Genomic DNA, 22406 nt, shown 5'->3' on the forward strand with positions numbered 1-22406 from the left:
CCGGTCAGCGCACCTTCTCGAAGCGCTCGGAGATGTCGCGGTACTCCTCGCGGATGGCCGTCTTGGACAGCTTGCCGCTGGGCAGCCGGGGCAACGGCTGGTCGCGGATCACCACGTAGCGGGGCACCTTGTAGTCGGCCACCAGGCCGCGGCAATGCTCGATGATCCGAGCTTCGTCGAGGCTGTCGTCGCCCTTGACGATGACGGCGGGCGTCTCGCCGAAACGCTCGTCGCCTGCCGCGATCACCGCGACTTCCTCGACTCCGGGCAGGGTGCTGATGACCTGTTCCAGCTCGACCGGGGAGACGTTGATGCCGCCGGTGATGATGAGGTCCTTGAGCCGGTCGACGAACTTCAACCTGCCCTCCTCGTCACGGGTGCCCAGGTCACCGCTGTGCAGCCAGCCGTCCGCCAAGGCGGTGGCGGTGGATTCGGGATCGTTCCAGTACCCGGGAGTCACGCCGGGGCCGCGCAGCAGGATCTCGCCCTCCTCGCCCGGAGCGGCCTCGGCGCCGTCGGGACGGACCACTTTGAGTTCGGTGAAGATCGAGCCGTCGCCGCAGGAATCCGGATGGTCGGCCGCCTCCTGGAGCAACGTCGCGGTCGCGACGCCGCCCGCCTCGGTCATGCCGTAGATCTGGCGCAGCGCCACGCCCTTGTTCGCCCACCGCTCCAACAGCGACACCGGGACCGCCGCGCCGCCGACGATGGCGGTGCGCAGCGAACTCAGATCCGCCTCCTGGAACTCCGGCGCCCGTGAGATGGCCTCGAAGATGAGCGGAACACCGAAGATGGCTTGGACCTGATGCTCGCCGAGCAGGCGTGCGGCGCGACCGGGCACCAGTTCCTTCTCGATGACGATGGTGCCGCCGAGCACCACGGTCATCAGCAGGCCCCACACCAGCCCGGGGGTGAACACCAGTGGCAGCACCAGCAGAGTCGTGGTGCCCGGACGCAGACCCTCCTCGGTCAGCGAGGCCTCGAACACGATATTGAGCAGCGTGCGATTGGTGCAGATGACGCCCTTGGACATGCCGGTGGACCCACTGGTGAACAGCAGGGCGGTGGGCTCATCGGGTTCGAGGTCGATGCGGAAGTCCTCGCGGCCGCCGTCGCGGAGTGCGGTGAACTCAGCGAACTCGATGGCGGAGAAGTCCTCGCCGAGCGCGCGGGTCGCCTCGACCGTCTCGCCGAACTCCCCGGGGAATACGACGACCTTCGCGCCCGCGTCGTCGAGGACCTTGCGCAGTTCGGCGGGTCGAAGCCGGGGGTTCAGCGGAACCAGAACCGCACCCGCCTTCAGCACGCCCAGCGCGATGACCGGCCACTCCAGCGAGTTCGGACCGAGAACGCCGACCCGCTCACCTCGCCGCACGCCGCGCTCGGCCAGCGAACGCGCGATGCGGCCGGACCAGTCGTGCAGGTGCCGGTAGGTCAGCGAGGCGTCGTCCACGACGATCGCGGTCCGGTCCCCCTTCGACCGAGCCCACCAGGCCAGGGCGGATCCGATGGTCGCTGCCATGTCGTCCTCGACTTTCTCGTTACGTTGATCATGCACGCGCGGACATCCGACAAAAAGTGATGCCCGTCACCGTTAATCTAACGGCAGTAGTTTAAGTGATGCAAGAGCTGCGGGTGACTGTTTTCGTGACTGTTCGAAACGCGATCCGAGCGATGTTCGGCGCGGGCATTCAGCCGCGCGGAAACAACGGGGGGTCGATCCATTCGCCGATCTGATAGCAGGCGTGCGCGTCTTCCTGCTCGAACGACAGCAGCCGCAGCATGCGCAGTGCGCCCTCGTTGTCGGGATCCACGCGCATCTGCGCCACCTGCGCACCCTCGCCCGCCAACTCGGTCAGGGCACGCGTCAGCAGTCTCGCACCCAGCCCGCTGCCCCGTGCTCGACTGTCCAGGATGAGCGCGAGCACTCGGGCGGTCCGCAGTTCCAGATGGATGCGCCGGCGGGGGTCGAACCACACGAAACCCACATCGGAGCCATCCGGCCCGGTCGCCAGCAGCACCCGGCCGGACCGGTCGGCGAACTCCGCGGAGAACTGCTCGAACTGCGATCGCGTCAGCCCGCCTCGGGCGAGCACGTCGGTCACCCGCTTCGCCGTCGCCGGGTCGGCCAAGTCGTGCGCCGCGACGACCACGTCGGTGGGGCCTTCCTCGTCCGGGAGCGGCACCGCCATGGGACCGGACAAATGCCGGAGCACGGTCCAGAGCCGGGCCACCGGCCGCACGTCGAAGCGCCGGGTCAGCCGCTCGGAGGCAGGGTGACTTCCGAAAGCCCAGCCGCGCAGCGAGACGGCACCGGTCGAGCACCAGCCGCCGGGCGTCGCCACCTCGAGGCCGAGTTCCTCCACCAGCGAGGTGGCGACGCCGCGAGATCGGTACCGGGGATGGACCACCAGCGCCGCACTGCCCTGCCCGTGTTCGTCGATGCTCAGGTGCAGGTAGGCGACCATCACCACCGGCGCGTCCTCGCGCGTGCTCAACTCCCGGCGAGCCGTGATCGGCAGGTGCCACACCGTGCGGCCCGGCTCGGATTCGGCTCGGACGGCGCGCGGATCGATGGTGGTGAATCCGGCTTCCTCGTCGTAGGCGGCCGCCGCTGTCAGCAGCGCCTCGGCCTCGGCCCGGTCCGCCTCGTCGAGACGCTTGCGCCAGACGTAGGAAATCATCCGCTCACCCCTTCACTCGTTCGACGGCCGGTTGTCCGGCGCCGCCACTCAACTCCCGCTCCACCGGGGCTGCCGCTTCTCAGCGAAGGCTCGCGGGCCTTCCTGGGCGTCCGCGCTGGTCATCACGATCTTCGCCGCCGCGCGGTTGACGGCCCATTCCTCGTCCGACCAACCGATCTGTCCCGAGGCGCTGTCGCGCAGCACTTTCTTGCTCTGCTGAACCGCCAGCGGAGCATTGGCCGCGATCACCGCGGCCATCTCGAGCGCCACGGACAGCGCGGTGCCCGACGCGGCCACTCGGTTCACCAGACCCAGCTCGTAGGCGCGCGCGGCCGAGATGGGCTGACCGGTCAGCGCGATCTCCGCGGCGACCTTGGCGGGCACCTGACGATGCACACGCAGCAGACCTCCCGCCGCCGCGATCAGCCCGCGCCGAACCTCGGGCAGGCCGAGCGTGGCGGCTTCGTCGATGACGGCCAGATCGGCGGACAGCACGATCTCCGTCCCACCGCCGAGTGCGAATCCGTTGACCGCCGCGATCACCGGCTTGGGGATCCAGTGCCGCACGATCCCGGCGAAATCGCGTTCGCGGTGGTCGGGATCGTAGACGCTCCTGCCCGCCGCGATCTCCTTCAGATCCGCCCCCGCGCAGAAGGCCCGGCCGGCCCCGGTGATCACCACGACCCGCACGTCGGGATCCTCGGCGGCTCGCGCGAGGGCATCGCCCGCCGCCGCCGACAGCGCCGCGTTCACCGAATTCATGGCGGCCGGGCGATTGAGCGTGACGACGGCGATGTGATCGCGCGCCTCGTACAACGCGGCGGGCTCGGGTGCTGCGGGTTCGGATACGGACACGGCGCCTCCTGGCGGGATGAGAAGTGGTCGAAGAGATTCAGAGATCGAGTACCAGTCGCGGGCCGCGACTGCGTGAGACGCAGACGAACATGACATCGCCTGCCCGCTGCTCATCCTCGGTGAGGATCGAGTCGCGATGCTCGGGCTCGCCGCCGAGGACGGCGACCTCGCAGGTGCCGCACGTGCCCTCCCGGCAGGAGAATTCGATATCCACACCGCTGCGACACAGCGCGTCGAGCACCGATTCGGACTCCCCGACCTGGACCACGGCGCCGGTACGGGCCAGTTCGACCTCGAACGCGCCGGACGCCGCGGTCTCGAACTCCTTGGCCGCGAACCGTTCCGTGTGCAGAGTGAGCCCGTCGCGGTCACGGCACTCGCTTTCGAGCGCCTGGAGCAGCGGCTCCGGGCCGCAGCAGTACACCGCGACCCCCGGGGCCGCCTCGTCCAGCGCGGCGCCGAGGTCGAGCAACCCGCGCTCGTCCTGCGGGCGCAAGTGCACTCGTCCCGGATAGCGCGCCGCGAGTTCGGCGGCGAAAGCCATGCTCGCGAGGTTCCGGCCGCCGTACAGCAACTGCCACGACGCTCCCCGCTCGTGCACCCGGCGAAGCATCGGCAGCAGGGGCGTGATGCCGATGCCACCCGCGACGAACAGGTAGGACGAAGCGTCGGTGAGCGCGAAATTGTTGCGGGGCCCGCCGATCTCGACGAGATCACCGACCTCGAGCTTGTCGTGCACGTGGATCGAGCCGCCGCGGCCGTTCGGTTCGCGCAACACGGAGATCCGCAGCGACGTGCGGTCGGCGGGGTCGCCGCACAGCGAATACTGCCGAGTCATGTCCCCGAGCACCAGGTCGATATGGGCGCCGGGCTCCCACGCCGGGACCGATGCGCCGTCCGGGTCGGCCAGTGTCACTGTGACGACGCCATCGGCGGCCGACTCCTTGCCCACGACCCGCAACCGGCGGGCTGTCCGATCTTCGTCCATCGCGCTACCCGCTTCCTCGCTCCCGACTGTCGTGCTAAATCTTATGTCGTTAGATTAATTGCAAGCAAGTGCGACGTAGACGCCGATTCTCTGATTCGATTCGAATCGTACTATCTAACAACATTAGGCACAGGAGGGCGCTCGATGAACAGCGAAGACAGGCCAGGCACGTCCGTACTCGACCTGTTCCGGCTGGACGGCCGGGTCGCGGTGGTGACCGGGGCCGGGAGCGGGCTCGGCGCCGGGATCGCGCTGGCCTTGGCCGAAGCGGGCGCGGACGTCGTGCTCGCCGGCCGACGGCGCGACCGGCTCGAGCAGGTGGCGCGAACGATCGCCGAGCTGGGACGACGCTGCCTGGTCGCGCCCACCGACGTCACCGATCCCGAGCAATGCGACGAACTGGCCCGACTCACCATCCGGGAACTCGATCGGCTCGACATTCTGATCAACAACGCCGGTGTCAGCCATGTCGCGCCCGCGCTGCGCGAGGATCCCGCCGACTACCGCAAGGTGCTCGATGTGAATCTCCTCGGCGCCTACTGGGCGGCTCGCGCCTGCGCCGGGGTGATGCGTCCCGGCTCGAGCATCGTCAATGTCGCCAGCATGCTCGGACTGGTCAAATCCGTTCTGCCTCAAGCTGCTTACGCCTCCAGCAAGGCGGGCCTGATCGGCCTGACCCGCGATCTGGCGAATCAGTGGTCGGGCCGCAAGGGCATTCGAGTCAACGCGATCGCGCCCGGCTTCGTCGAGACCGACATGATCGGCGAGATGTCCGAGCAGACATTGGCGGAATTCCTGCGCGGCTGCCCACTCGGACGTACCGCCACTCAGCGGGAAATCGACGCGGCGGTGGTCTTTCTGGCCGGACCCGGCGCCGGCTACATCACCGGTTCCACCCTCGCCGTCGACGGCGGCACCTCCGGGCATTGAGCCGCGGCGCGTCACCGGCGTCGCGGGCATGCGACCGCCCGCTACGATCTACCTCACGTCGCTAGGTAAAAGTCCTGCTTCGAGCCGAGTGGAAAGCCGCGTATGCCCCGACCGTCGCAACCGCTGATCAGCCGCGTCTCCGTGGTGGCCGCCTCCATCGAGATCATCGACACCGAGGGCCTCGAGGCGTTCAGCTTGCCGAAGCTGGCCAAGCATCTGGGCGTGCGGGCGCCCTCGCTCTATCACCACTTCGCGGACAAATCGGAGATCCTGGCCGCCGTCGCCAGGCAGATCGCGGGCGCCGGTCCGATCCCCCGTCGCCGCCCCGGCCCGGACTGGCCGGAGTTCTTCGTGACCCTCGCGCTGAACCTGCGCCGCTCCATCCTGCGCCACCGCAACGCCGCTCCGATCCTGCTGCAGTACCTGCCGCGCGATCTGCTGATCAGCACCTACGAGGAGTCCGCGCAGTTCCTCGCCGACTCCGGCGTGCCCGCCCACCTGCACGTGCAGATCCTCGACGGGATGGAACGCATCACCCTGGGCGCCGCGCTCGCCGAGGCGATGCGCCCGCCGAGTACGCGCACCACGATTTTTCCCAACGTCGACCCGGAGTCACAGCCGGTGCTCAGCCGCGCCCTCGCCGAGAACACCCTGACCTCCAAGCAGTTGTTCGAGGAGATGGTCCGCAGCTTCCTGTACGGCGTGATGCGCGGGGCCGACAACAGAGCATGCACACCCGCCATGTCCGACTGACCCTTTCCCTCGAGAAGGCCCCGTCTGCCCTGGTCACCCCAGGGGACGGGGCCTTCTCGCGTATCAACCCGCGCCCTGCGAGCACCTTCCTCGTTTACACATAAACCTAAATGAGTTAGATTTACGGCTACATCCCAACAGCTCAGCAGGTATTGGAGGAATGCCATGACCGAGGTCGGGGCTCCCCGCGAGGAACGCATCAGGCGGGCGCTGACGCATCTGCGCAACGACACCACCGACGAGTACGCGGACATCACCTGGTTCGCGCCGGAGGAGTTCACCGATCCCGCGATCGCCAAGCGAGAACGCGATCTGATCTTCGGGCGCACACCGTCGATCGTCGCGCACGGCTCGGAGATCCCCCGGGCAGGCGATTTCTTCACCTTGCAGATGCCGCGCAACAACATCATCGTGGTGCGCCAGCGCGACGGTGGCGTCAAGGCGATGGTCAACCTGTGCAGGCATCGCGGCGCGCTGGTGGAGAAGGAGGAGAAGGGTCGTTGCCGGCTGTTCTCCTGCCCGTACCACCGGTGGTCCTACGACATCGACGGCACGCTGCGCACCATCACCAGGGACAACACCTTCGGTGAACCCGAACGCGAGACTCTCGGCCTGATCGAACTGCCGACCGAGGAACGCCACGGCTTCATCTGGGTCATCGACGATGCCGACGCCACCATCGACGTCGCCTCGTGGCTCGGGCCGGACATGGACGCCATCTTGAGCGGCTACGACCTCGGGTCGAAGGTCTGTGTCAAGGGCGAGGGCTTCGATGAGCCGGTGAACTGGAAGATCATGCAGGATGCCTTCCTCGACGGCTACCACATCCAGTACGCGCACCCCAACACCGCGGCCAAGCACATCCACACCAATGTGATGGCTTTCGAGGACTTCGGCAGACACTGCCGATTCATCGCGCCGCGCAAGTCGATCGACCGCTGGATCGACGAGGACCCCGGCGACCGCAGCCTGGCCGCCGATGTCACCGAGACGCACTTCCTGCTGCCGAACAGCACGCTGCTGCGTCAGCCGGATCACTTCCAGCTGCTCACCTTCCGCCCGCACCCGAGCGATCCGCAGCGGTGCCGGATGGAGATGCGCCTGATCGTGCCCTCCATCGAGGACTCCGGGATGACCGAGGAACGCTGGAATCGGCTGTGGGGCAAGAACTGGCAGATCCTGCTCGACGTGCTGCACGCCGAGGACTTTCCGTTGCTGCGCGATTCCCAGCGCGGCATGACCAGCGCCAGCGCGGGCCGGATGGTCCTCGGCCGCAACGAGGTCGCCAACCAAGTCTTCCGTCGGGAGACCCGGAAACTGACGGAGCACTCCGAATGAGAAGCGACCTGTTCGAGGCCGACCACGAGCTGTTCGCCGAGACCGTCCGCGGCTTCGTCGATCGCCACGTCGTCCCGAAGATGGAGAAGTGGGACACCGACCGGCTGATCGATCGTGAGACCTGGCTGGCCGCGGGCACGCAGGGCCTGCTCGGCCTGGCGGTGCCCGAACAGTACGGCGGTCCGGGCGAGACCGATTACCGGTTCCGGGTGGCCATCCAGTCCGAGATCGCCCGGGTCGGTGCCTCGGCATTGCAGTCCGGTTTCTCCACCAACGACGACATCGTGCTGAATTACCTGCTCCGGCATGCCGATCCGGAACAGCGTGCACGCTGGTTACCCGGATTCGTCACCGGCGAGACCATCGGCGCCATCGCCATGTCCGAGCCGGGCGCGGGCAGCGACCTGCGGGCCGTCCAGACCAGCGCCGTCCCGGACGGCGACGACTGGGTGATCAACGGGTCCAAGACGTTCATCACCAGCGGCATGCTGGCCGATCTGGTGATCGTCTTCGCGGTCACCGATCGCGAGGCGGGCTCGCGCGGGTTCAGCCTGTTCGTGGTCGAGGACGGCACGCCGGGCTTCAGCCGGGGACGCAAGCTGGACAAGGTCGGCCTGCACGCTCAGGACACCGCGGAACTGTTCTTCGACAATGTCCGGGTGCCGAAGGCGAATCTGCTCGGCGAACTCGGTGGCGGCTTCGGCTATCTCATGCAGAGCCTGCCCTTGGAACGGCTCGGCATCGGCATCGCGGCCCAGGTGTCCGCGGAGGCGGTACTGAGCTGGACCCTGGACTACGTGCGCGAGCGTAAGGCGTTCGGCAAGCCGATCGGCGAGTTCCAGGGCCTCGGGTTCACCCTCGCGGAACTGCAGACCGGCGTGGAGGTCTCCCGCGCCTACATCGATCGCTGCGTGCGCGAGTACAACGCGGGCACCCTCACCGCCGTCGACGCCGCCAAGGCCAAACTCTGGGCAACCGAGTTGCAGGGCAAGGTGATCGACGCCGGGGTGCAGATGCACGGCGGCTACGGCTACATGATCGAGTACCCGGTGGCCAAGGCCTACATCGACGCTCGTATCCAGCGGATCTACGGCGGCACCAACGAGATCATGAAGGAGATCATCCACCGTGATCTGATGCGCGCCTGAGTGTCGTCGAACAATGCTGCGGCGGTGCGGACCTCGTGTTCGCACCGCCGTTGTCGTGCCGGGTGCCGGTGGCTCTGACCGAACATCGAGGCCGGCGCCGCATCTGCACGGCGCCGGCCTCTTTGAGCTCGACCACGCAACGGGGTCAGGTCGTGGGCGGATGCGCGGCAGGTTGCAGTACGCCTTCCGCGATCAGTTCGTCGATCCGCGCGTCGCCCAGACCGAGCAGTTCCCGGCAGATCTCGCGGGTCTGCTCCCCCGCGACCGGCGCCGGACGCAGCGGCGGTTCGGCGGTACGGGTGAAGTGCCCGACCGACGTGGCCGTGGGCAGCGGGGCGGGCAGCAGGTCATGGGAGAGCCATGCGAAACTGCCGCGATCCTTCAGGTGGGGATCGGTGAGCAGTTCGGGCAGCCGCAGCATGGCGCCCGCGGGCACCCCGCAATCCTGCAATCGCCGCATGGCCTCGGTCGGCCGCACGCGTATCAGCCAGTCCGAGAGGACGCGATCGGCCTCGGCACGGTGCTCGAGCCGCGCGGTGGCGGTGGCGTAGCGCGGGTCGGCGGCCAGCTGTGGTGCGCCCGCGAGGTCGCAGACGGCCGCCCATTCGCGGTCCGTGCGCACTGTCACCGCACACCACTCGTCCTCGCCCGCGCAGGCGAAGACGCCGGAGGGCGCGTGATAGGGGTCGGCGTTGCCGGTGGCGGCGACGGAACCGGGGCGCAGCGATTCCAGGGCGAGCTGCACGCCCAGTTGCACGAGCGCGGTGTCGGCCTGGGCGATGTCGACGACCGCGCCCCGGCCGGTGTGCTCGCGGCGGATAAGCGCGGCCAGCACCGCCGCGGCCGCGACCTGCGCGGCGATGTGATCCGGGTACACCGTCATGCCGTCGCACATCAGCTCCGGGTCGTCCGGGTAGCGCCACAACGCGGACACTCCGCAGGAGGCGCGGACCAACGGGCCGTAGCCGAGCCGGGTGCGCCACCGGCCGGTGCCGCCGAACGCGCTGGACTCGGAGATCACCAGGCGGGGGTTGAGGGCGAGCAGTTCCCGCGGGGCCAGCCCCATCGACGCCAGGGTGCCCGGCTTGAAGTTCGCCAGCACCACATCGGCGTCCTCGGCCAGCGCGCGGAACAGCGCCAAGCCCTCGGGGCTGCGCAGATCCAGGCCGAGGCTGCGCTTGTTGCGGTGCCCCCACGCCACCGAGGCGGCCAGCTTCGCGCCGCGCTTGGTCTGGCGCAGGCCGTCGGGGAAGGCCGCATTCTCGATCTTGATGACATCTGCGCCGTAGTCGGCCAGCTGCCTGCTCAGCTCGGCGCCGAACACGATCACCCCCAGGTCCAGCACCCGCAGACCGCTCAGCGGGCGGTCGTCTGGGCCGAGCGCTGTAGCGGAAAGAGCAATCCGCAGGTCCTGCCCCGGATCGATGTGCCGTGCCGCATCGGTGAGTCCATCGCGCACAACTGCCGACGAGGTTCGTGTCTGTGGCCCCGCACCGGTTTCCCCGATGCGCTCCTGGGTCTGCGGCCAACTTGCGACCGACCCGCCCCGGCCGTCGTGCGTAGTCGCCGCAGGGGACCGCGCATCGCACCACGGATCGGCCAAGCCGTCGTGTTCCCCCACAGCCGGTGCGGGCAGGCGGATTCCGGTGCGTTCGCCGTCGACGGTCAGGTAGCCCGAGGGGACGCGAGCCGGCAGGCCGGGCGCGATTTCAGTGTCGATCAGGGCGCCCGACTCGAGGAAGTGCGGCTGGGTGAGCACTTCGGCGATGTCGTGCAGTCCGCCGAGCGGGATGCCGCGCGCCGAGCCCTCGGCGACCAGTTCGTCGCGGGTGAGCCCGGCGAAGAGCTTCCCGATGAGCGGATGCAGCCGGTCGGCGGCGGCGAACCGGCCGGGAATGGTGTCGTACTTCGGGTCGGCGAACTCCTCCGGTGCGCCGAGCCAGTCGAACATGGCCCGCCACTGTCGTTTCGAGAGCAGACAGAGGCGCACATAGCCGTCGGCGCAGGCGAACACCGGGTAGAAGGCGGCCGCGTTCGGACGGTTACGCGGGAAGTCCTCGGATCGTCCGGCCGCGGCGGAGCCCTGGGTGCCGAAGCCGGGATCGAAGCCGTGCACCATCACCTCGAAGGCCGACAGGTCGACGAATTCGCCCTGCCCGCAACGTATCCGGCGGAAATAGGCCAGCAGCGCCGACCATGCGGCGTGGGTGCCGACCGCTTCTTCGACCAATCCGGCCGGAGGCAGCAGCGGCGGTGCGTCCGGCGCGCCGGAGCGTGAGAGCGCCCCGCTCAGCGCGTACAACACCGGCTCGGTCGCGGTCCAGTCGGCGTAGGGACCGCTCTGTCCGAAGCCGGTGACCGATACCCACACCAGTTCGGGCCGGGCGGACAGGAACCGCTCGGGGGCGCAGTCGCGGGCCGCCAGGTAGCCGGGCGCGAACGACTCCACCACGATGTCGGCCCCGGCGACGAGCTCACGCAGGCGCTCGCGACCGGATTCGGTGTCGAGGTCGGCGGTCTGCGCGAGCTTGTTGGCATTGCGCAGGGCGAACGGAATGCTCACGCCGCCGACACGGGGCTGGGCCTGTCGCGACGCCGACCCCTGTGCGGGCTCGGCCCGCACCACATGCGCGCCGAGGTCGGCCAGATAGCGGCCGCAGGATTCTGCGAGGCCGTCGGTCAGATCGAGAACGCGAACGCCTTCGAGTGGGAAGTTCACTGCTGCACCGTCTTTCACTGCCACTCAGCGGGTGCCGAGATAGATCGACTTCGGCTGCTGGTACGGGGCCAGCCCTTCCGGGCCGAGTTCCCGTCCGAGGCCGGAGGCCTTGACCCCGCCGAACGGTGCGGCCATGTCGAGCGCGTAATGGTTGACACCGACGGTGCCGCTCTCGATACGCGCCGCCAGCGCGATCCCCCGCGCCTCGTCGGTGGTCCAGATGGTGCCCGCCAGACCGTATTCGGTGTCGTTGGCCAGATCGACCGCGTGGTCGTCGCCGTCGTAGGGCGTGATCGTCAGCACCGGACCGAAGATCTCCTCCTGCGCGATGCGGGAGGTGTTGTCGACATCGGCGAACACCGTGGGCTCGACGAACCAGCCCGCCGATGGGGTGGCGGGAATCGATCCGCCGGTGGTGCGGCGGAAGCCGGCGCGGTCGCCCGCGGCGATGTAGCCGAGCACCCGTTCCCGTTGCGCCGCGCTGACCAGGGGGCCGATCGCGGTCTCGCGGTCGAGCGGATCACCGATGCGCAGAGCGCGCACGGTCTCGGTGACCGCGTCCACGACCTCGTCGTAGCGCGACCTCGGTGCGAGGATGCGGGTACTGGCATGGCAGGTCTGGCCGTTGTTCGGCAGCGAAACCTCCAACAGGGCCGCGGCGAACACGTCCAGGTCGGCGTCTTCGGCGACGATGGCGGCCGACTTGCCGCCGAGTTCCAGGGTGACCGGGCGCAGCAGCCGTCCACAGACCTCGCCGATGGCGCGGCCCGCGGCGGTCGATCCGGTGAAGGCGACCTTGTCCACGCCGGGATGGGCGATCAGATGGGCGCCCGCCTCCCGGTCGCCGGGCACGATGTTCAGCACGCCCTCGGGCAGGCCCGCCTCCAACGCTGCCTCGGCGAGAATGTAGGCGTCCAAAGCGGTCTCGGGTGCGGGCTTGTGCACCACGGTGCACCCCGCCGCGAGCGCGGGCGCGATCTTCATCGCACTCAGCGGTTGCGGGTAGTTCCACGGGGTGACCGCGGCGACCACGCCGATCGGTTCCCGGCGTACCACCGTCCGCCCGCCGAACATGCTGGGCCGCACATCTTCGGACGCCGCGGCTCGGATCAGGCCCGCGTAGTAGGAGAACATCGCGGCGGGGCCGTAGCCGTTGACGCTGATCGACAACGTGATCGGCATGCCGTTCTCCCGGCTGACCAGCGCGGCGGTGGACTTGGCCCGGACCTTCAGCGCCGCGGCGAATCGGTCGAGCACATCGGCGCGCTGTTCGGCGGTGTAGTCGGCCCACGGACCGTGCAACGCGGTGCGGGCGGCGACGACTGCGGCGTCGATGTCGGCCGTAGACGCCGAGGCGGCCCGGCCGAGCACCTTCTCAGTGGCGGCCTCGATCACGTCCGTGCTGCCGCCGTGGCGTGGCGCGACCCAACGGCCGCCGATGAACAGGTCGAGCCGATCGAGCGTGGTTTCATCCATGGGGACCTCCGCGACGGGGATGGATTCAGAGGGCGTCTTCGTGCCCGAACAGGGTGGAACTGACCAGCGGCGCCATCGGGCCGCCGATGAACAGCGAGAGTTTGGCGTCGGGGACCGGATTGGTGGAGGTGCCCCGGATCTGACGGACGGCCTCGGCCGCGAGGTTCATACCGTTGACGAACGCGTCGCCGAGATTGCCGCCGCTGGTGTTCACCGGCAGTGTGCCGATTCCGGCGGTGAGGTTGTCCACGGTCAGCACCGAGCCGGCCGCCGGGCCCGAAGGCGCCAGGCCGTGATCGATGAGCGCGGCGACGGCGGGGCCACTGAAGTTCTCGTAGACCTGGACGACATCGACGTCCGAGGGCTTGATTCCCGCAACTGCCCACAGGCGATCGGCCACGCCGGGACGCCCGTTCACACCGGCGAATCCAGCAGTCGAGTACTGGTCGTCGTTGTCGATGCGCGCGGAGTAGCCACCTGGCGCGCCTTGCGCGCCCGCGATGACATAGGCGGGCGGTTGGTTCAGTGTGCGCGCCCGTTGCGCGGAGACCAGCACCAGCGCGACCGCGCCGTCGCTCTCGCGGGAACAGTCGAACAGGTGAAACGGTTCGGTGACCAGCCGGGACTGTTCGTAGGCGTCCTCGTCGAGCGGCTTGCCGTAGGCCTGAGCGGTCGGATTGTTCTGCGCGTGCCGGTAGGCCGCGAGCACCAGCGCGCGCATGGCTTCGCGCGGCACGCCGTCGTGCTCGAGCATTCGCTGGGTGCGCATGGCGCAGACCTGGGCCGGTGAGCCGATGCCGTGGGCGAGGTAGTGCGGCCCGTAGTAGTACTTGGCGTAGCCGAGACGACCCGTGTCGGCCTGCGCCATCGCGCGATAGGCCACCACGCAGTCGGCCTGGCCGGTGGCGATGGCCGCGGCGGCGGCGTTGATCGCGGCGGCGACGGTGCCGCCACCGCCGCCCCACATCATCGCCGAGTACCGGACATCGTCGACGCCGAGCGCGGCGCCGATCACCGAGCCGTCGTTCCCGCCGCCGGCGTAGGAGACGAACCCGTCGAGTTCGCGGGGCGCGATGCCCGCGTCCGCGCAGGCCGCCAGAATCGCCTGCAGGGTCATGCGGAGCTCGCCGTGCGGGGATTCACCACGGCGGTAATGCAATTCAGCGATGCCCGCGACCGCCGCCGCGCCACGCATGTCGATGGTGCTCATCGGGTGCCCTCCGGTGCCAGGGTCCAGCGCAGCAGCGGCCAGGTCGCGCCTTCGTCGAGTTCGAAGCGGCCGGTCACCCGGTCGCCGATGCGGACGCGGACCTTCGCCGGCTCGGGTTCGCTGAGAATGCCGAGCACCCGCCGGTCACCGGCCTGCGGAAGTTCCACCAGGACGGTCACATACGGCGTCGCGACGGGCAGTTCGGAGATGAACGGGTACCAACTGCGCGACCAGCTGTAGACGGTGCCGACCGGTTCCACGCTCTCCCACCCCGGATCGAAGGTGTGGCAGTGCGGGCACAACCACTGCGGTCCCCAGATCCAGGCGCGGCACTCGGCGCAGCGTTGCAGCCGCAACTCCCCCGCCCGCAGCCCGTCCCAGTACGGCGTGTCGATGCCGTCCGGAGCCGGGCCCCAGTGGAACTCGATGCTCACGAACCGACCTCGACGGGGAAGTTCTCCAGGGCGGCGGCCAGCCACACCCCGTCGTGGTTCTCCCAGATCGAGCGCAGCCCGATCACGGAGTCGGCCGTCGTGTACACGGCCTCGCCGATCCGAGTGTCACCATCGGCGCGCACATCGCGCACCCGCACGGCGGTGACGGCGCCGCGCGGGACGGTCACGCCCTCGAAGACGGTGGCGAGCTTCTCGGGCACCATGTCGGCCAGTGCGCCCGCGGTATCACCGGCGGCGACCTTGTGCACATGCGCTTCGTATCGGGTACGGAACTCTTCCAGAGACATTCGGTTTTCCTTCGTCGTGAACGGCAGCTCGGGTCGCTGCTCAGGTGAGGGCGCAGCCGCCGTCGGCGTCGACGGCGACCGCCTTGCCCGCGGCGTCCTCGGTGGCCAGGCAGCTCAGCGTGACCGGGTCGATGCTGCGGGCGAGAGTCCGCGCACCGGCGGGGGTGCGCGCGGCGACGAACGCCGTCTCCGGCTCGCCGTCGCGGTCGTAGACGACGGTCCACGACTCCACCTCGGCCGTGCCCTGATAGCCGGCCGGCGCGACCGTGGTGGGTTCGGCGTCGACGAGCGTTTGCACGTCCTCGTGCCGGAACCCGTGTGCGGGCGGCTCGGTGGAGTAGACGCCGAAGGCGTGCTTGGTGAGGTAGCCGCCGTTGGCGGTGATCAGCCCGCGCGTGCCGGGATCGCGGCGCAGGGTCTCGGCCATGGTGGCGATGGCGTGGGTGCTGTAGTTGTTCCACGGACCGCCCGCGAAGGTGAGTCCGCCGGTGACCGTGAGCGGTCGGGCCGGATCGTCGATCGGCAGGCCGAGTTCGGCCGCGGCCACCTGCACCGCCGACGGGAAGCAGGAATACACGTCGACGTGAGCGATGTCGTCCAGGCCGGTCTCGGCCAGCTCGAGGGCGCGCGCGCCGGCGATGCGGATGGCGGGCGAGCGGTGCAGCGCCCCACGTTCGGCGATCGCGTAGGTGTCGTGCGCCTCGGCCCCGGCGTGCGGGAAGATCCAGCGATCGCGCGGAATGCCGAGCCGCTGAGCGACTTCCACCGAGCACAGCAGCAGCGCGGCGGCCTGGTCGACCATGTTGTTGGAATTCAGCAGCTTGGTGTACGGCGCGCTCACCCACCGGTTGTCCGGCGTCGCGGTGGTGATCTCGGACGGCTGGTATTCGCGCCGGGTCCACGCGTGCGGATTCGCCGCGGCCACCGCGCTGAAACGCGACCACAGCGCGCCGATCCGGTCACTGTGCTCGCCGATCGAGGCGCCCGCGGCGATGCGCAGCGCCTGTTCGAACAGCGGGTAGACGTAGGCGGGGCGATCCAGGCCGATGCGGCGCTCGGATTCCGCCGACATGGGGACCTCGGGCACGACCAGCGGCGCCTTCGGCACCGACTCGTCCTGCTCCGTCCACTCCGGGCGGATGCCCCGCGCGCGCAGTTTCGACCGAGTGCGCCAGGATTCCGCGCCGCCGACGAGCACGACATCGAGCTGTCCGGCGGCGATCTCCGCGGCCGCGATGTTGACCAGTGTCTGCGGTGTGTTCCCGCCGTTGCCGGTGTAGCCGGTGAGCCGGGGCCGCGCGCCGAGGCGTTCGGCGAGCAGGGCGCCCGGATCGCGGTAGCGCCACGACAGCAGCCGCACGATCCGGACCGCGTCGATCTTCCGCAGCAGCTCGGTCGACCCGGCGTCGACGGCTGCGGTGCGGGCTGCCTGCGTCAGCAGATCGATGGGCTCGAGGCCGCCGTCGCGCTCGCTGTGCTGGCCGACCCCGACCAGCACCGGGGTCCGCGGATCGAGTGTCATCGCACTCTCCTCCTTCGTTCGTCGCTCTCGCGCACAGCGAGACTATATCTAACGTTGTTAGTTTTACAACGGCTGCTGGGCAGCTCGCCGCGCGAGACCGGGAATCGGGCCGAGCTCGATCAGCTCAGTCGAATGACAAATGACGATTGACGTCAGTCGTATCGTGGCGTAGCTTCTGCTGTGAGGTACAGCACTCTCGCTCCAGATCCAAACGGTCGGCCCAAGATCGGGACGCCTGTCACAGTCCGTTGCTGCCTCTCCCCCGCCGACGGCCTCGCTCGAGCCCGTCTCACCATTCCTCGACAGCGGAGAATCACCCATGAAGCTCGAAGGCAAAGTCGCCGTCATCACCGGTGCCGGATCGGGATTCGGCCGTCAGTGCGCCCAGCTCTTCTCGTCCGAAGGCGCCAAGATCGCCGTCGTCGACATCGACGCCGACCGTGCGGAACAGACCGTCAAGATCGTCGAAGAACAGGGCGGGACCGCTCTGGCGATCACGGCCGACGTGGCAAACGAGAGCCAGGTCGACGCCGCGGTCGCGAAGACCGTCGAAGAGTTCGGCAAGCTCGACATCATGTTCGCCAACGCGGGCGTGGTCTCCCGTGGCGGTGTCCCCTCGGTCGCGGGCGGCGAGCAGGTCGACTTCCAGGATCTCACCGACGCCGACTGGCAGCACGTTCTCGGGGTGAACCTCAGCGGTGTCTTCTACTCCGCCAAGGCGGCGGTTCCCGCGCTGCGCGCGAACGGCGGCGGCACCATCCTGGCGACCTCCTCGGCGGCCTCGCTGGTGGCCTACCACAACATCGCGATGTACTCGGCCACCAAGGCGGGCGTGAACGGCCTGGTCCGCGGCCTGAGCCTGGACCTGGGCCAGTACGGCATCCGCGTGAACGCGATCGCGCCGACGCACGGTATGTCGCCGAACTTCCTGATGCCCGCCGGTTCGCCGGTTGTCGGCCAGTCCTACGAGCAGGTCGCCGGCCCCTGGGATCCGTCGATCTCGCCCATCCCGCTGAAGCTGAACCGTCCGCCGTCACTGGTCGACAACGCCAAGGTCGCCCTGTTCCTGGCCTCCGACGACTCCGCCTACATCTCCGGCCTGTGCCTGCCCTCCACCGACGGCGGCACCCTGGCCCGGGTCGGCATGTGGTTCGCCGAGGACAAGGGCTCGCCCGGAGACCTCTGAGATGACGACTCCCCCGGTCCGACTCGTCGTCGATCGCGGTGCGTGTGCCGGCCACGGCATGTGCTACGCGGTCGCGCCGATCCTGGTGGAGTCCGACGAGCAGGGCGACCCTGTCGTCCTGCTCGATCCGATTCCCGAGGACCTGCTCGACGACGCGGACACCGCCGTATCCGTCTGCCCTGAACGCGCGCTGTCGCTGATGCCCACAGCCCCCTCCGACTCCGAGGACCGATCGCGATGACCACGAGCATTACCGCCGTTCCCCCTGAGCTCGTCGTCGACTTCGACGTCTACGACCCCGCACTCGCCCATCCCGTCGACACCGTCCAAGAGCGTGTCGCCGAACTCGCCGCCAAGGGTCCGGTGGTGTACTCCACCGCGCACGGCGGACATTGGATCGTGACCCGTTATCACGAGATCCACGAAGTTCTGCGGAACGCCGAGACCTTCTCCAGCCACCCGAACAACCTGGTCTCGACGACCGCCGGTTTCGGCAAGTTCATTCCGCTGGAACTGGATCCGCCGGAGCACACCGGCTACCGGCGCGCGCTGCAGCCGCTGTTCAGCCCGACCCGGATGAAGGCGATCGAGGACGACATCCGCGCCGTGGTCAACGAGCTGATCGACGGGTTCGCGGGCAAGGGCGAGGCGGAGTTCATCGCCGAGTTCGCCCACGAGCTGCCCGCCCGGGTGTTCCTGGCGCTGATGGACTGGCCGCTCGAAGACGCCCCGCTGTTCACCGAGGCGACCGACACCATCCTCATCGGCGTCCCCGGAGGCACCGAGGAAGAGTCGAACACGGCGCGTGCCCAGGCCGCCTTCGAGATGCTCGGCTACTTCCAGAAGATGATCGAACAGCGCCGCGCCGCGCCGAGCGACGACATCACCTCCACGATCATCCACAGCGAGTTCGAGCTCGCGGACGGCACCCGGTCGCTCACCGACGAAGAGCTCAACAGGATGTTCTTCCTGCTGCTCATCGCCGGCCTGCACACCGTGCAAGGGTCGCTGGCCTGGAGCATCATCCACCTGGTCCACAACCCCGAGCAGCGGCAGCAGATCATCGACGACGAGAGCATCATCCCCTCCGCCGTCGAGGAGATCCTGCGCATCGAGGCGGCGGTGATCCCGGGCCGCCGGGCCACCCGCGACATCGAGCTGGGCGGCGTCACCATCTCCGAGGGCGACCAGCTGATCCTCATGCTGTGTGGCGCCAACCGCGACAGCGCGGAGTTCGAGTCGCCGAATCAGCTCGAGCTCGACCGGATGCCCAACCGGCACTTGTCCTTCGGCGCGGGCGCACATCGCTGCATCGGCTCGCACCTGGCCCGGATCGAGCTTCGGATCGCGCTCGAGGAGCTGCATCGGCGGATCCCGGACTACGACCTGGTCGAGTCCGACCCGCCGGTGCTGCACTCCAGTCAGGTCCGCGGGTGCGCTCGGCTGCCCATCCGATTCACTCCCGTCTCCTGATCGCACGGTGCGGCGTGAGGCGACTCGCGCCGCACACCCGGGGCGGACGGCCAACGCAGAACGTTTCGCGGGTATTGTCAAACGACAGCGGTCAACTTCGAACCCGTGGAGGGCAGGACTGGCATGGCCCGACGCAACAGCAATGTGCTCAGCTCGGATTTCGAGGAGGCACGTGGCCAGATCCTCGAGGCGGCGCAGTCCACTTTCCTGCATTTCGGTGTCGCCAAGACCACGATGGACGACATCGCCAAGGCAGCGGGCGTGTCCCGGCCCACGATCTATCGCTATTTCCGGGACCGCGACACGCTGGTGGCCGAACTCATCCGGCTGCGTTCACGGAAACTGTTCGTGCGCGGCACCAAGTACGTGCTCGAGCGCGAGACGTTCCGCGACCAGTTGATCGACGGGCTCATCTTCATGGTCGATCGTGGCCGTAAGGATCCGTTGATCCGGCTGATCGTCAGCCCGGAGCACATGGATCTGGCCGCAGCCGTGGTGGGCTCGTCGCAGTTGGCGGCCGACCTCACCCTGGAGATGTGGGGTCCGATCCTCGACCGTGCCCGCGAGAACGGCGAGCTGCGCTCGGGCATCGACAACGAGAAGGCCTGCGAATGGCTCGGTCTCGTCCAGCTGATCCTGGTGGGCCGCTTCGATTTCGACGATCCGGCCGACCCCGCGCACCGTCAGATGCTGGAGAGCTTCGTCCTGCCGGCATTCCTCGCCTGACCGGCCGAGCCGACAGTCGACAGACTGCCGGACAACCTATTGCAAACTAAACCCTATAGGTTTAGTGTGACCTGCATCGCACGGCGCCGCACGGCGTCTGTCACACCACTCGATGGTCACCCACTGCGCGCGCGACGCCAGTTCCGCCGTCGCGGATTCCGCGACCCGGCCGACGAGCGCCACGGCCGCGCACTCTCGAATGGCAACCAGAAGGACATCGAACTCATGACAAGCACAATCGATTCGCCCACCCCCGATTCGGCGCCGAAGCCCGTGATCGCCGACCGCGAGCAGGTGTTCATCGGCGGGCACTGGACCGCTTCGACCGGGAACGACTGGACCGAACTGGTCGACTCCTTCAGCGAGGAGACCGTCTCCCGGGTGCGCCTGGCCACAGCCGAGGACATCGCCGCCGCGGTGGCCGCCGCCCGCGCCTCGTTCGACCGCAGCGAATGGGCGAACACGCCGATCGCCGAGCGCGCCGACGTACTCGACGAGATCGCCGCCCGCCTGGAACAGCGAGTGGACCAGCTGACCACCATCGGCGTCGTCGAGGTCGGCGTGCCGGTGTCCATCAGCGCCCCCACCCAGCAGATGACCGGCGGCCTGTTCCGTGCCGTCGCCGCCGTCGCCAGGGCGACCGAACTGTCCGAGCGGCGCACCCGCGCCGACGGCGGTGTGTCCGAGATCGTCAAGGAGCCCAAAGGCGTTGTCGCCGCCATCATCCCGTGGAACGGCCCGATCGGGACCATCGCTTTCAAGGTAGCGCCCGCACTCGCCGCGGGCTGCTCTGTGGTACTCAAGACCGCCCCCGACGCGCCGGAGTCGCCGTCGGTGTTCGCCGACATCGTGGCCGAGCTGGTCGCCGAGGGCCGGATCCCGGAGGGCGTCGTCAGCGTGCTGTGCGCCGACCGCGACGTGTCCGAGGCGCTGGTCACCAACCCCGACGTCGACCACATCACCTTCACCGGCAGCACCGCCGCGGGCCGTCGCATCATGTCACTGGCCGGCGAGCGCGTGGCGGGCGTCTCGCTGGAACTGGGCGGCAAGTCGGCCGCGATCATCCTCGACGACGCCGACCTGAACAACGTGCTGCAGAGTCTGCCCATGGCGGGCTGCCTGCAGTCCGGCCAGGCCTGCGTCGCGCTGACCCGCGTGCTGGTCTCCCGCGCTCGCCACGACGAGGTGGTGGAGACGCTGAAGCTCGCCTACGGGGCTCTGCCCATGGGCAACCCGTGGGAGCCCACCAACTTCCTCGGCCCGCTCGCGTCGGCTCGCCAGCAGGAACGCGTACTGAACTACATCGAGATCGCCCGGCAGGACGGCGCCACCGTCGTGCTCGGCGGCGGTCGTCCCGAAGGCCAGGACAAGGGCTACTTCGTGGCCCCCACCCTGCTCGACAACGTCCGCCCGGACGACCGCATCGCCCAGGAAGAGGTCTTCGGCCCCGTCATCTCGATCATCACCTACGAGGACGAGGACGACGCCGTCGCCATCGCCAACAACTCCATCTACGGCCTGTCCGGCGCGGTGTACACCGAGGACATCGACCGCGGATACGCCCTGGCCCGGCGTATCCGCACCGGCACCATCAGCGTCAACACCGCCGCCATGGACTTCACCCTGCCCTTCGGCGGGTACAAGCAGTCCGGCATCGGCCGTGAGGGCGGGCCGGAGGGGCTCGCGGAGTTCTTCGAGACGAAGACGGTGCACTTCCCCGCCCCGGCTCCGGCCAACTGACGTCACCGCTCCGGCCCCGCCAGCGCTCGGCGGGGCCGGAGTAGTTCCCGCAGAGCGGACCCGACGAACACAGGCAGCGCAAGGGTCACAAACCCCCGGGTAAGCGATGCGGCTACCAGGATCGGGGGCGTGCCGAGCGGGATTCGGCGGAAGAAGAACAGCAATCGGCAATTGCGCGGCTAACACAATGGAGTCGTCACGCCACACCACCCGGAACACAAAGGCAACCTGCCGTCGCGGACCGCGGCGGTGACGTTCCGACTCGACGAGTCCGGCCCTCTCGGCCGCGGCACCGCGGCCCTCTGCTCATCCCCCGCGGAGCACCGCGTTCAGCCGTCAGCGTCCGATGGTGTGTCGGTGCCGAACGCTTCGAAACGCTGTGTGCAGCGCTCGTAGACAGCATGCAGCATGATGATCATGAACGCGAAGATCGGTACAGTCAGGATATTCCAGTCGTCTTCTCCAGCCAGCAGAGCCGCACTTACCGCCAACGCCGCATAGGCCGAGAAGAAGAGCGTGCGAACGACGACCAGCGACGCGCCGACGGGCGGGGTACGCCAGCTCGCCGCGATCGCCACCACCTGACAGACCAGCGCGTAGCCGATTGCTGCACGCTGGACGACACCGAGACCGGCCCACTCCGCCACATCGGTGGACAGGAGTCCGCACCCGATCACGGTGGGAATCACGGCGTACAGGGCGAATCCGAATGTTCGGACGCCTAGTTCCCACGCACGTACCCACGCCGGGTCCACATCGGCCATGTCTATTCGATCCTCCAGCCGGATTGTCGTCGCCCGACCAACGCGTCGCCGAAGCTCGTTGCCTGGGAGTCCGGCCATCTACCCGGCGGCGCTGTGACCAAGAACCGCTCCGGCGGCCGCGTGGCAACCGGGGAACATCAACTTTTCTTGCC

The 22406-nt window shown here is 68.7% G+C and carries 20 protein-coding genes; 9 read left to right on the forward strand and 11 right to left on the reverse strand.

The window, feature by feature from the left end; genetic code table 11:
• Positions 1 to 4: 4 nt before the first annotated feature.
• The 4 genes from NS3_RS08215 to NS3_RS08230 form a co-directional block, all read right to left on the reverse strand.
• On the reverse strand, positions 5 to 1522 hold the full coding sequence (locus NS3_RS08215; protein ID WP_067856270.1) for a class I adenylate-forming enzyme family protein: 1518 nt from the start codon (positions 1520 to 1522) through the stop codon (positions 5 to 7).
• Between the two features lie 169 nt (positions 1523 to 1691).
• Entirely contained in the window at positions 1692 to 2684 is a 993-nt protein-coding gene (locus NS3_RS08220; RefSeq protein WP_067856116.1) for a GNAT family N-acetyltransferase, read from the reverse strand.
• A gap of 48 nt (positions 2685 to 2732) precedes the next feature.
• Positions 2733 to 3539, reverse strand: a complete 807-nt coding sequence (locus tag NS3_RS08225) for a crotonase/enoyl-CoA hydratase family protein (RefSeq protein WP_067856119.1) — start codon at positions 3537 to 3539, stop codon at positions 2733 to 2735.
• Between the two features lie 37 nt (positions 3540 to 3576).
• Entirely contained in the window at positions 3577 to 4527 is a 951-nt protein-coding gene (locus NS3_RS08230) for a PDR/VanB family oxidoreductase (RefSeq protein ID WP_067856122.1), read from the reverse strand.
• Between the two features lie 144 nt (positions 4528 to 4671).
• Between NS3_RS08230 and NS3_RS08235 the strand changes: the two genes are divergently transcribed.
• The 4 genes from NS3_RS08235 to NS3_RS08250 all read left to right on the forward strand — a co-directional run bounded on the left by NS3_RS08235 (position 4672) and on the right by NS3_RS08250 (position 8696).
• Positions 4672 to 5457 (forward strand): SDR family NAD(P)-dependent oxidoreductase, encoded by a 786-nt coding sequence (locus tag NS3_RS08235; protein WP_067856126.1) that lies wholly within the window; start codon positions 4672 to 4674, stop codon positions 5455 to 5457.
• Positions 5458 to 5559: 102 nt separating this feature from the next.
• Positions 5560 to 6210, forward strand: a complete 651-nt coding sequence (locus NS3_RS08240) for a TetR family transcriptional regulator (protein WP_067856129.1) — start codon at positions 5560 to 5562, stop codon at positions 6208 to 6210.
• 165 nt (positions 6211 to 6375) lie between these two features.
• Positions 6376 to 7548: an aromatic ring-hydroxylating oxygenase subunit alpha gene (locus NS3_RS08245; RefSeq protein WP_067856132.1), complete on the forward strand. Its 1173-nt coding sequence runs from the start codon at positions 6376 to 6378 to the stop codon at positions 7546 to 7548.
• The gene (locus NS3_RS08250) at positions 7545 to 8696 is read left to right on the forward strand and encodes an acyl-CoA dehydrogenase family protein (protein ID WP_067856135.1); all 1152 of its coding nucleotides are present in this window, start codon (positions 7545 to 7547) and stop codon (positions 8694 to 8696) included. Before NS3_RS08245 ends, NS3_RS08250 begins: the two co-directional genes overlap by 4 nt.
• Positions 8697 to 8841: 145 nt before the next feature.
• Here NS3_RS08250 and NS3_RS29960 read toward each other — a convergent pair whose 3' ends face one another.
• Genes NS3_RS29960 through NS3_RS08280 form a run of 6 tightly spaced genes read right to left on the reverse strand, consistent with a single transcriptional unit; the run spans position 8842 to position 16365 of the window.
• A complete protein-coding gene (locus tag NS3_RS29960; RefSeq protein WP_067856138.1) occupies positions 8842 to 11415 on the reverse strand; it encodes a CaiB/BaiF CoA transferase family protein in 2574 nt (857 codons plus the stop codon).
• Between the two features lie 24 nt (positions 11416 to 11439).
• Positions 11440 to 12891: an aldehyde dehydrogenase gene (locus NS3_RS08260; protein ID WP_067856140.1), complete on the reverse strand. Its 1452-nt coding sequence runs from the start codon at positions 12889 to 12891 to the stop codon at positions 11440 to 11442.
• Between the two features lie 25 nt (positions 12892 to 12916).
• Positions 12917 to 14101, reverse strand: coding sequence for a thiolase C-terminal domain-containing protein (locus NS3_RS08265; RefSeq protein ID WP_067856143.1), 1185 nt, complete (start codon positions 14099 to 14101; stop codon positions 12917 to 12919).
• The gene (locus tag NS3_RS08270; protein ID WP_067856146.1) at positions 14098 to 14535 is read right to left on the reverse strand and encodes a Zn-ribbon domain-containing OB-fold protein; all 438 of its coding nucleotides are present in this window, start codon (positions 14533 to 14535) and stop codon (positions 14098 to 14100) included. The genes NS3_RS08265 and NS3_RS08270 overlap by 4 nt, the downstream gene beginning before the upstream one ends.
• Positions 14532 to 14843, reverse strand: coding sequence for a hypothetical protein (locus NS3_RS08275; RefSeq protein WP_067856149.1), 312 nt, complete (start codon positions 14841 to 14843; stop codon positions 14532 to 14534). Before NS3_RS08275 ends, NS3_RS08270 begins: the two co-directional genes overlap by 4 nt.
• Before the next feature lie 40 nt (positions 14844 to 14883).
• Positions 14884 to 16365, reverse strand: coding sequence for an acetyl-CoA acetyltransferase (locus NS3_RS08280; protein WP_067856152.1), 1482 nt, complete (start codon positions 16363 to 16365; stop codon positions 14884 to 14886).
• A 319-nt stretch (positions 16366 to 16684) separates the two neighbouring features.
• On the opposite strand from NS3_RS08280, the gene NS3_RS08285 reads away from it, so the two are divergent.
• From NS3_RS08285 to NS3_RS08305, 5 genes are all read left to right on the forward strand, one after another.
• The gene (locus NS3_RS08285) at positions 16685 to 17551 is read left to right on the forward strand and encodes an SDR family NAD(P)-dependent oxidoreductase (RefSeq protein ID WP_067856155.1); all 867 of its coding nucleotides are present in this window, start codon (positions 16685 to 16687) and stop codon (positions 17549 to 17551) included.
• A 1-nt stretch (position 17552) separates the two neighbouring features.
• Positions 17553 to 17792 carry a ferredoxin gene (locus NS3_RS08290; protein WP_067856158.1) on the forward strand — a complete coding sequence of 80 codons (240 nt, stop codon included), beginning with the start codon at positions 17553 to 17555 and terminating at the stop codon, positions 17790 to 17792.
• Entirely contained in the window at positions 17789 to 19024 is a 1236-nt protein-coding gene (locus NS3_RS08295) for a cytochrome P450 (RefSeq protein ID WP_067856162.1), read from the forward strand. The genes NS3_RS08290 and NS3_RS08295 overlap by 4 nt, the downstream gene beginning before the upstream one ends.
• Before the next feature lie 123 nt (positions 19025 to 19147).
• Complete coding sequence (locus NS3_RS08300) at positions 19148 to 19750, forward strand: TetR/AcrR family transcriptional regulator (protein ID WP_067856165.1); 603 nt, start codon at positions 19148 to 19150, stop codon at positions 19748 to 19750.
• Between the two features lie 225 nt (positions 19751 to 19975).
• Positions 19976 to 21490, forward strand: coding sequence for an aldehyde dehydrogenase (locus tag NS3_RS08305; protein WP_067856273.1), 1515 nt, complete (start codon positions 19976 to 19978; stop codon positions 21488 to 21490).
• Between the two features lie 329 nt (positions 21491 to 21819).
• Here the strand turns inward: NS3_RS08305 and NS3_RS08310 are convergent, their stop codons facing one another.
• Positions 21820 to 22254, reverse strand: a complete 435-nt coding sequence (locus NS3_RS08310; RefSeq protein ID WP_067856168.1) for a hypothetical protein — start codon at positions 22252 to 22254, stop codon at positions 21820 to 21822.
• Positions 22255 to 22406 lie beyond the last annotated feature (152 nt).

The organism is Nocardia shimofusensis NBRC 100134 (assembly GCF_001613125.1).
GTDB classification, from domain to species: Bacteria; Actinomycetota; Actinomycetes; order Mycobacteriales; family Mycobacteriaceae; genus Nocardia; species Nocardia shimofusensis.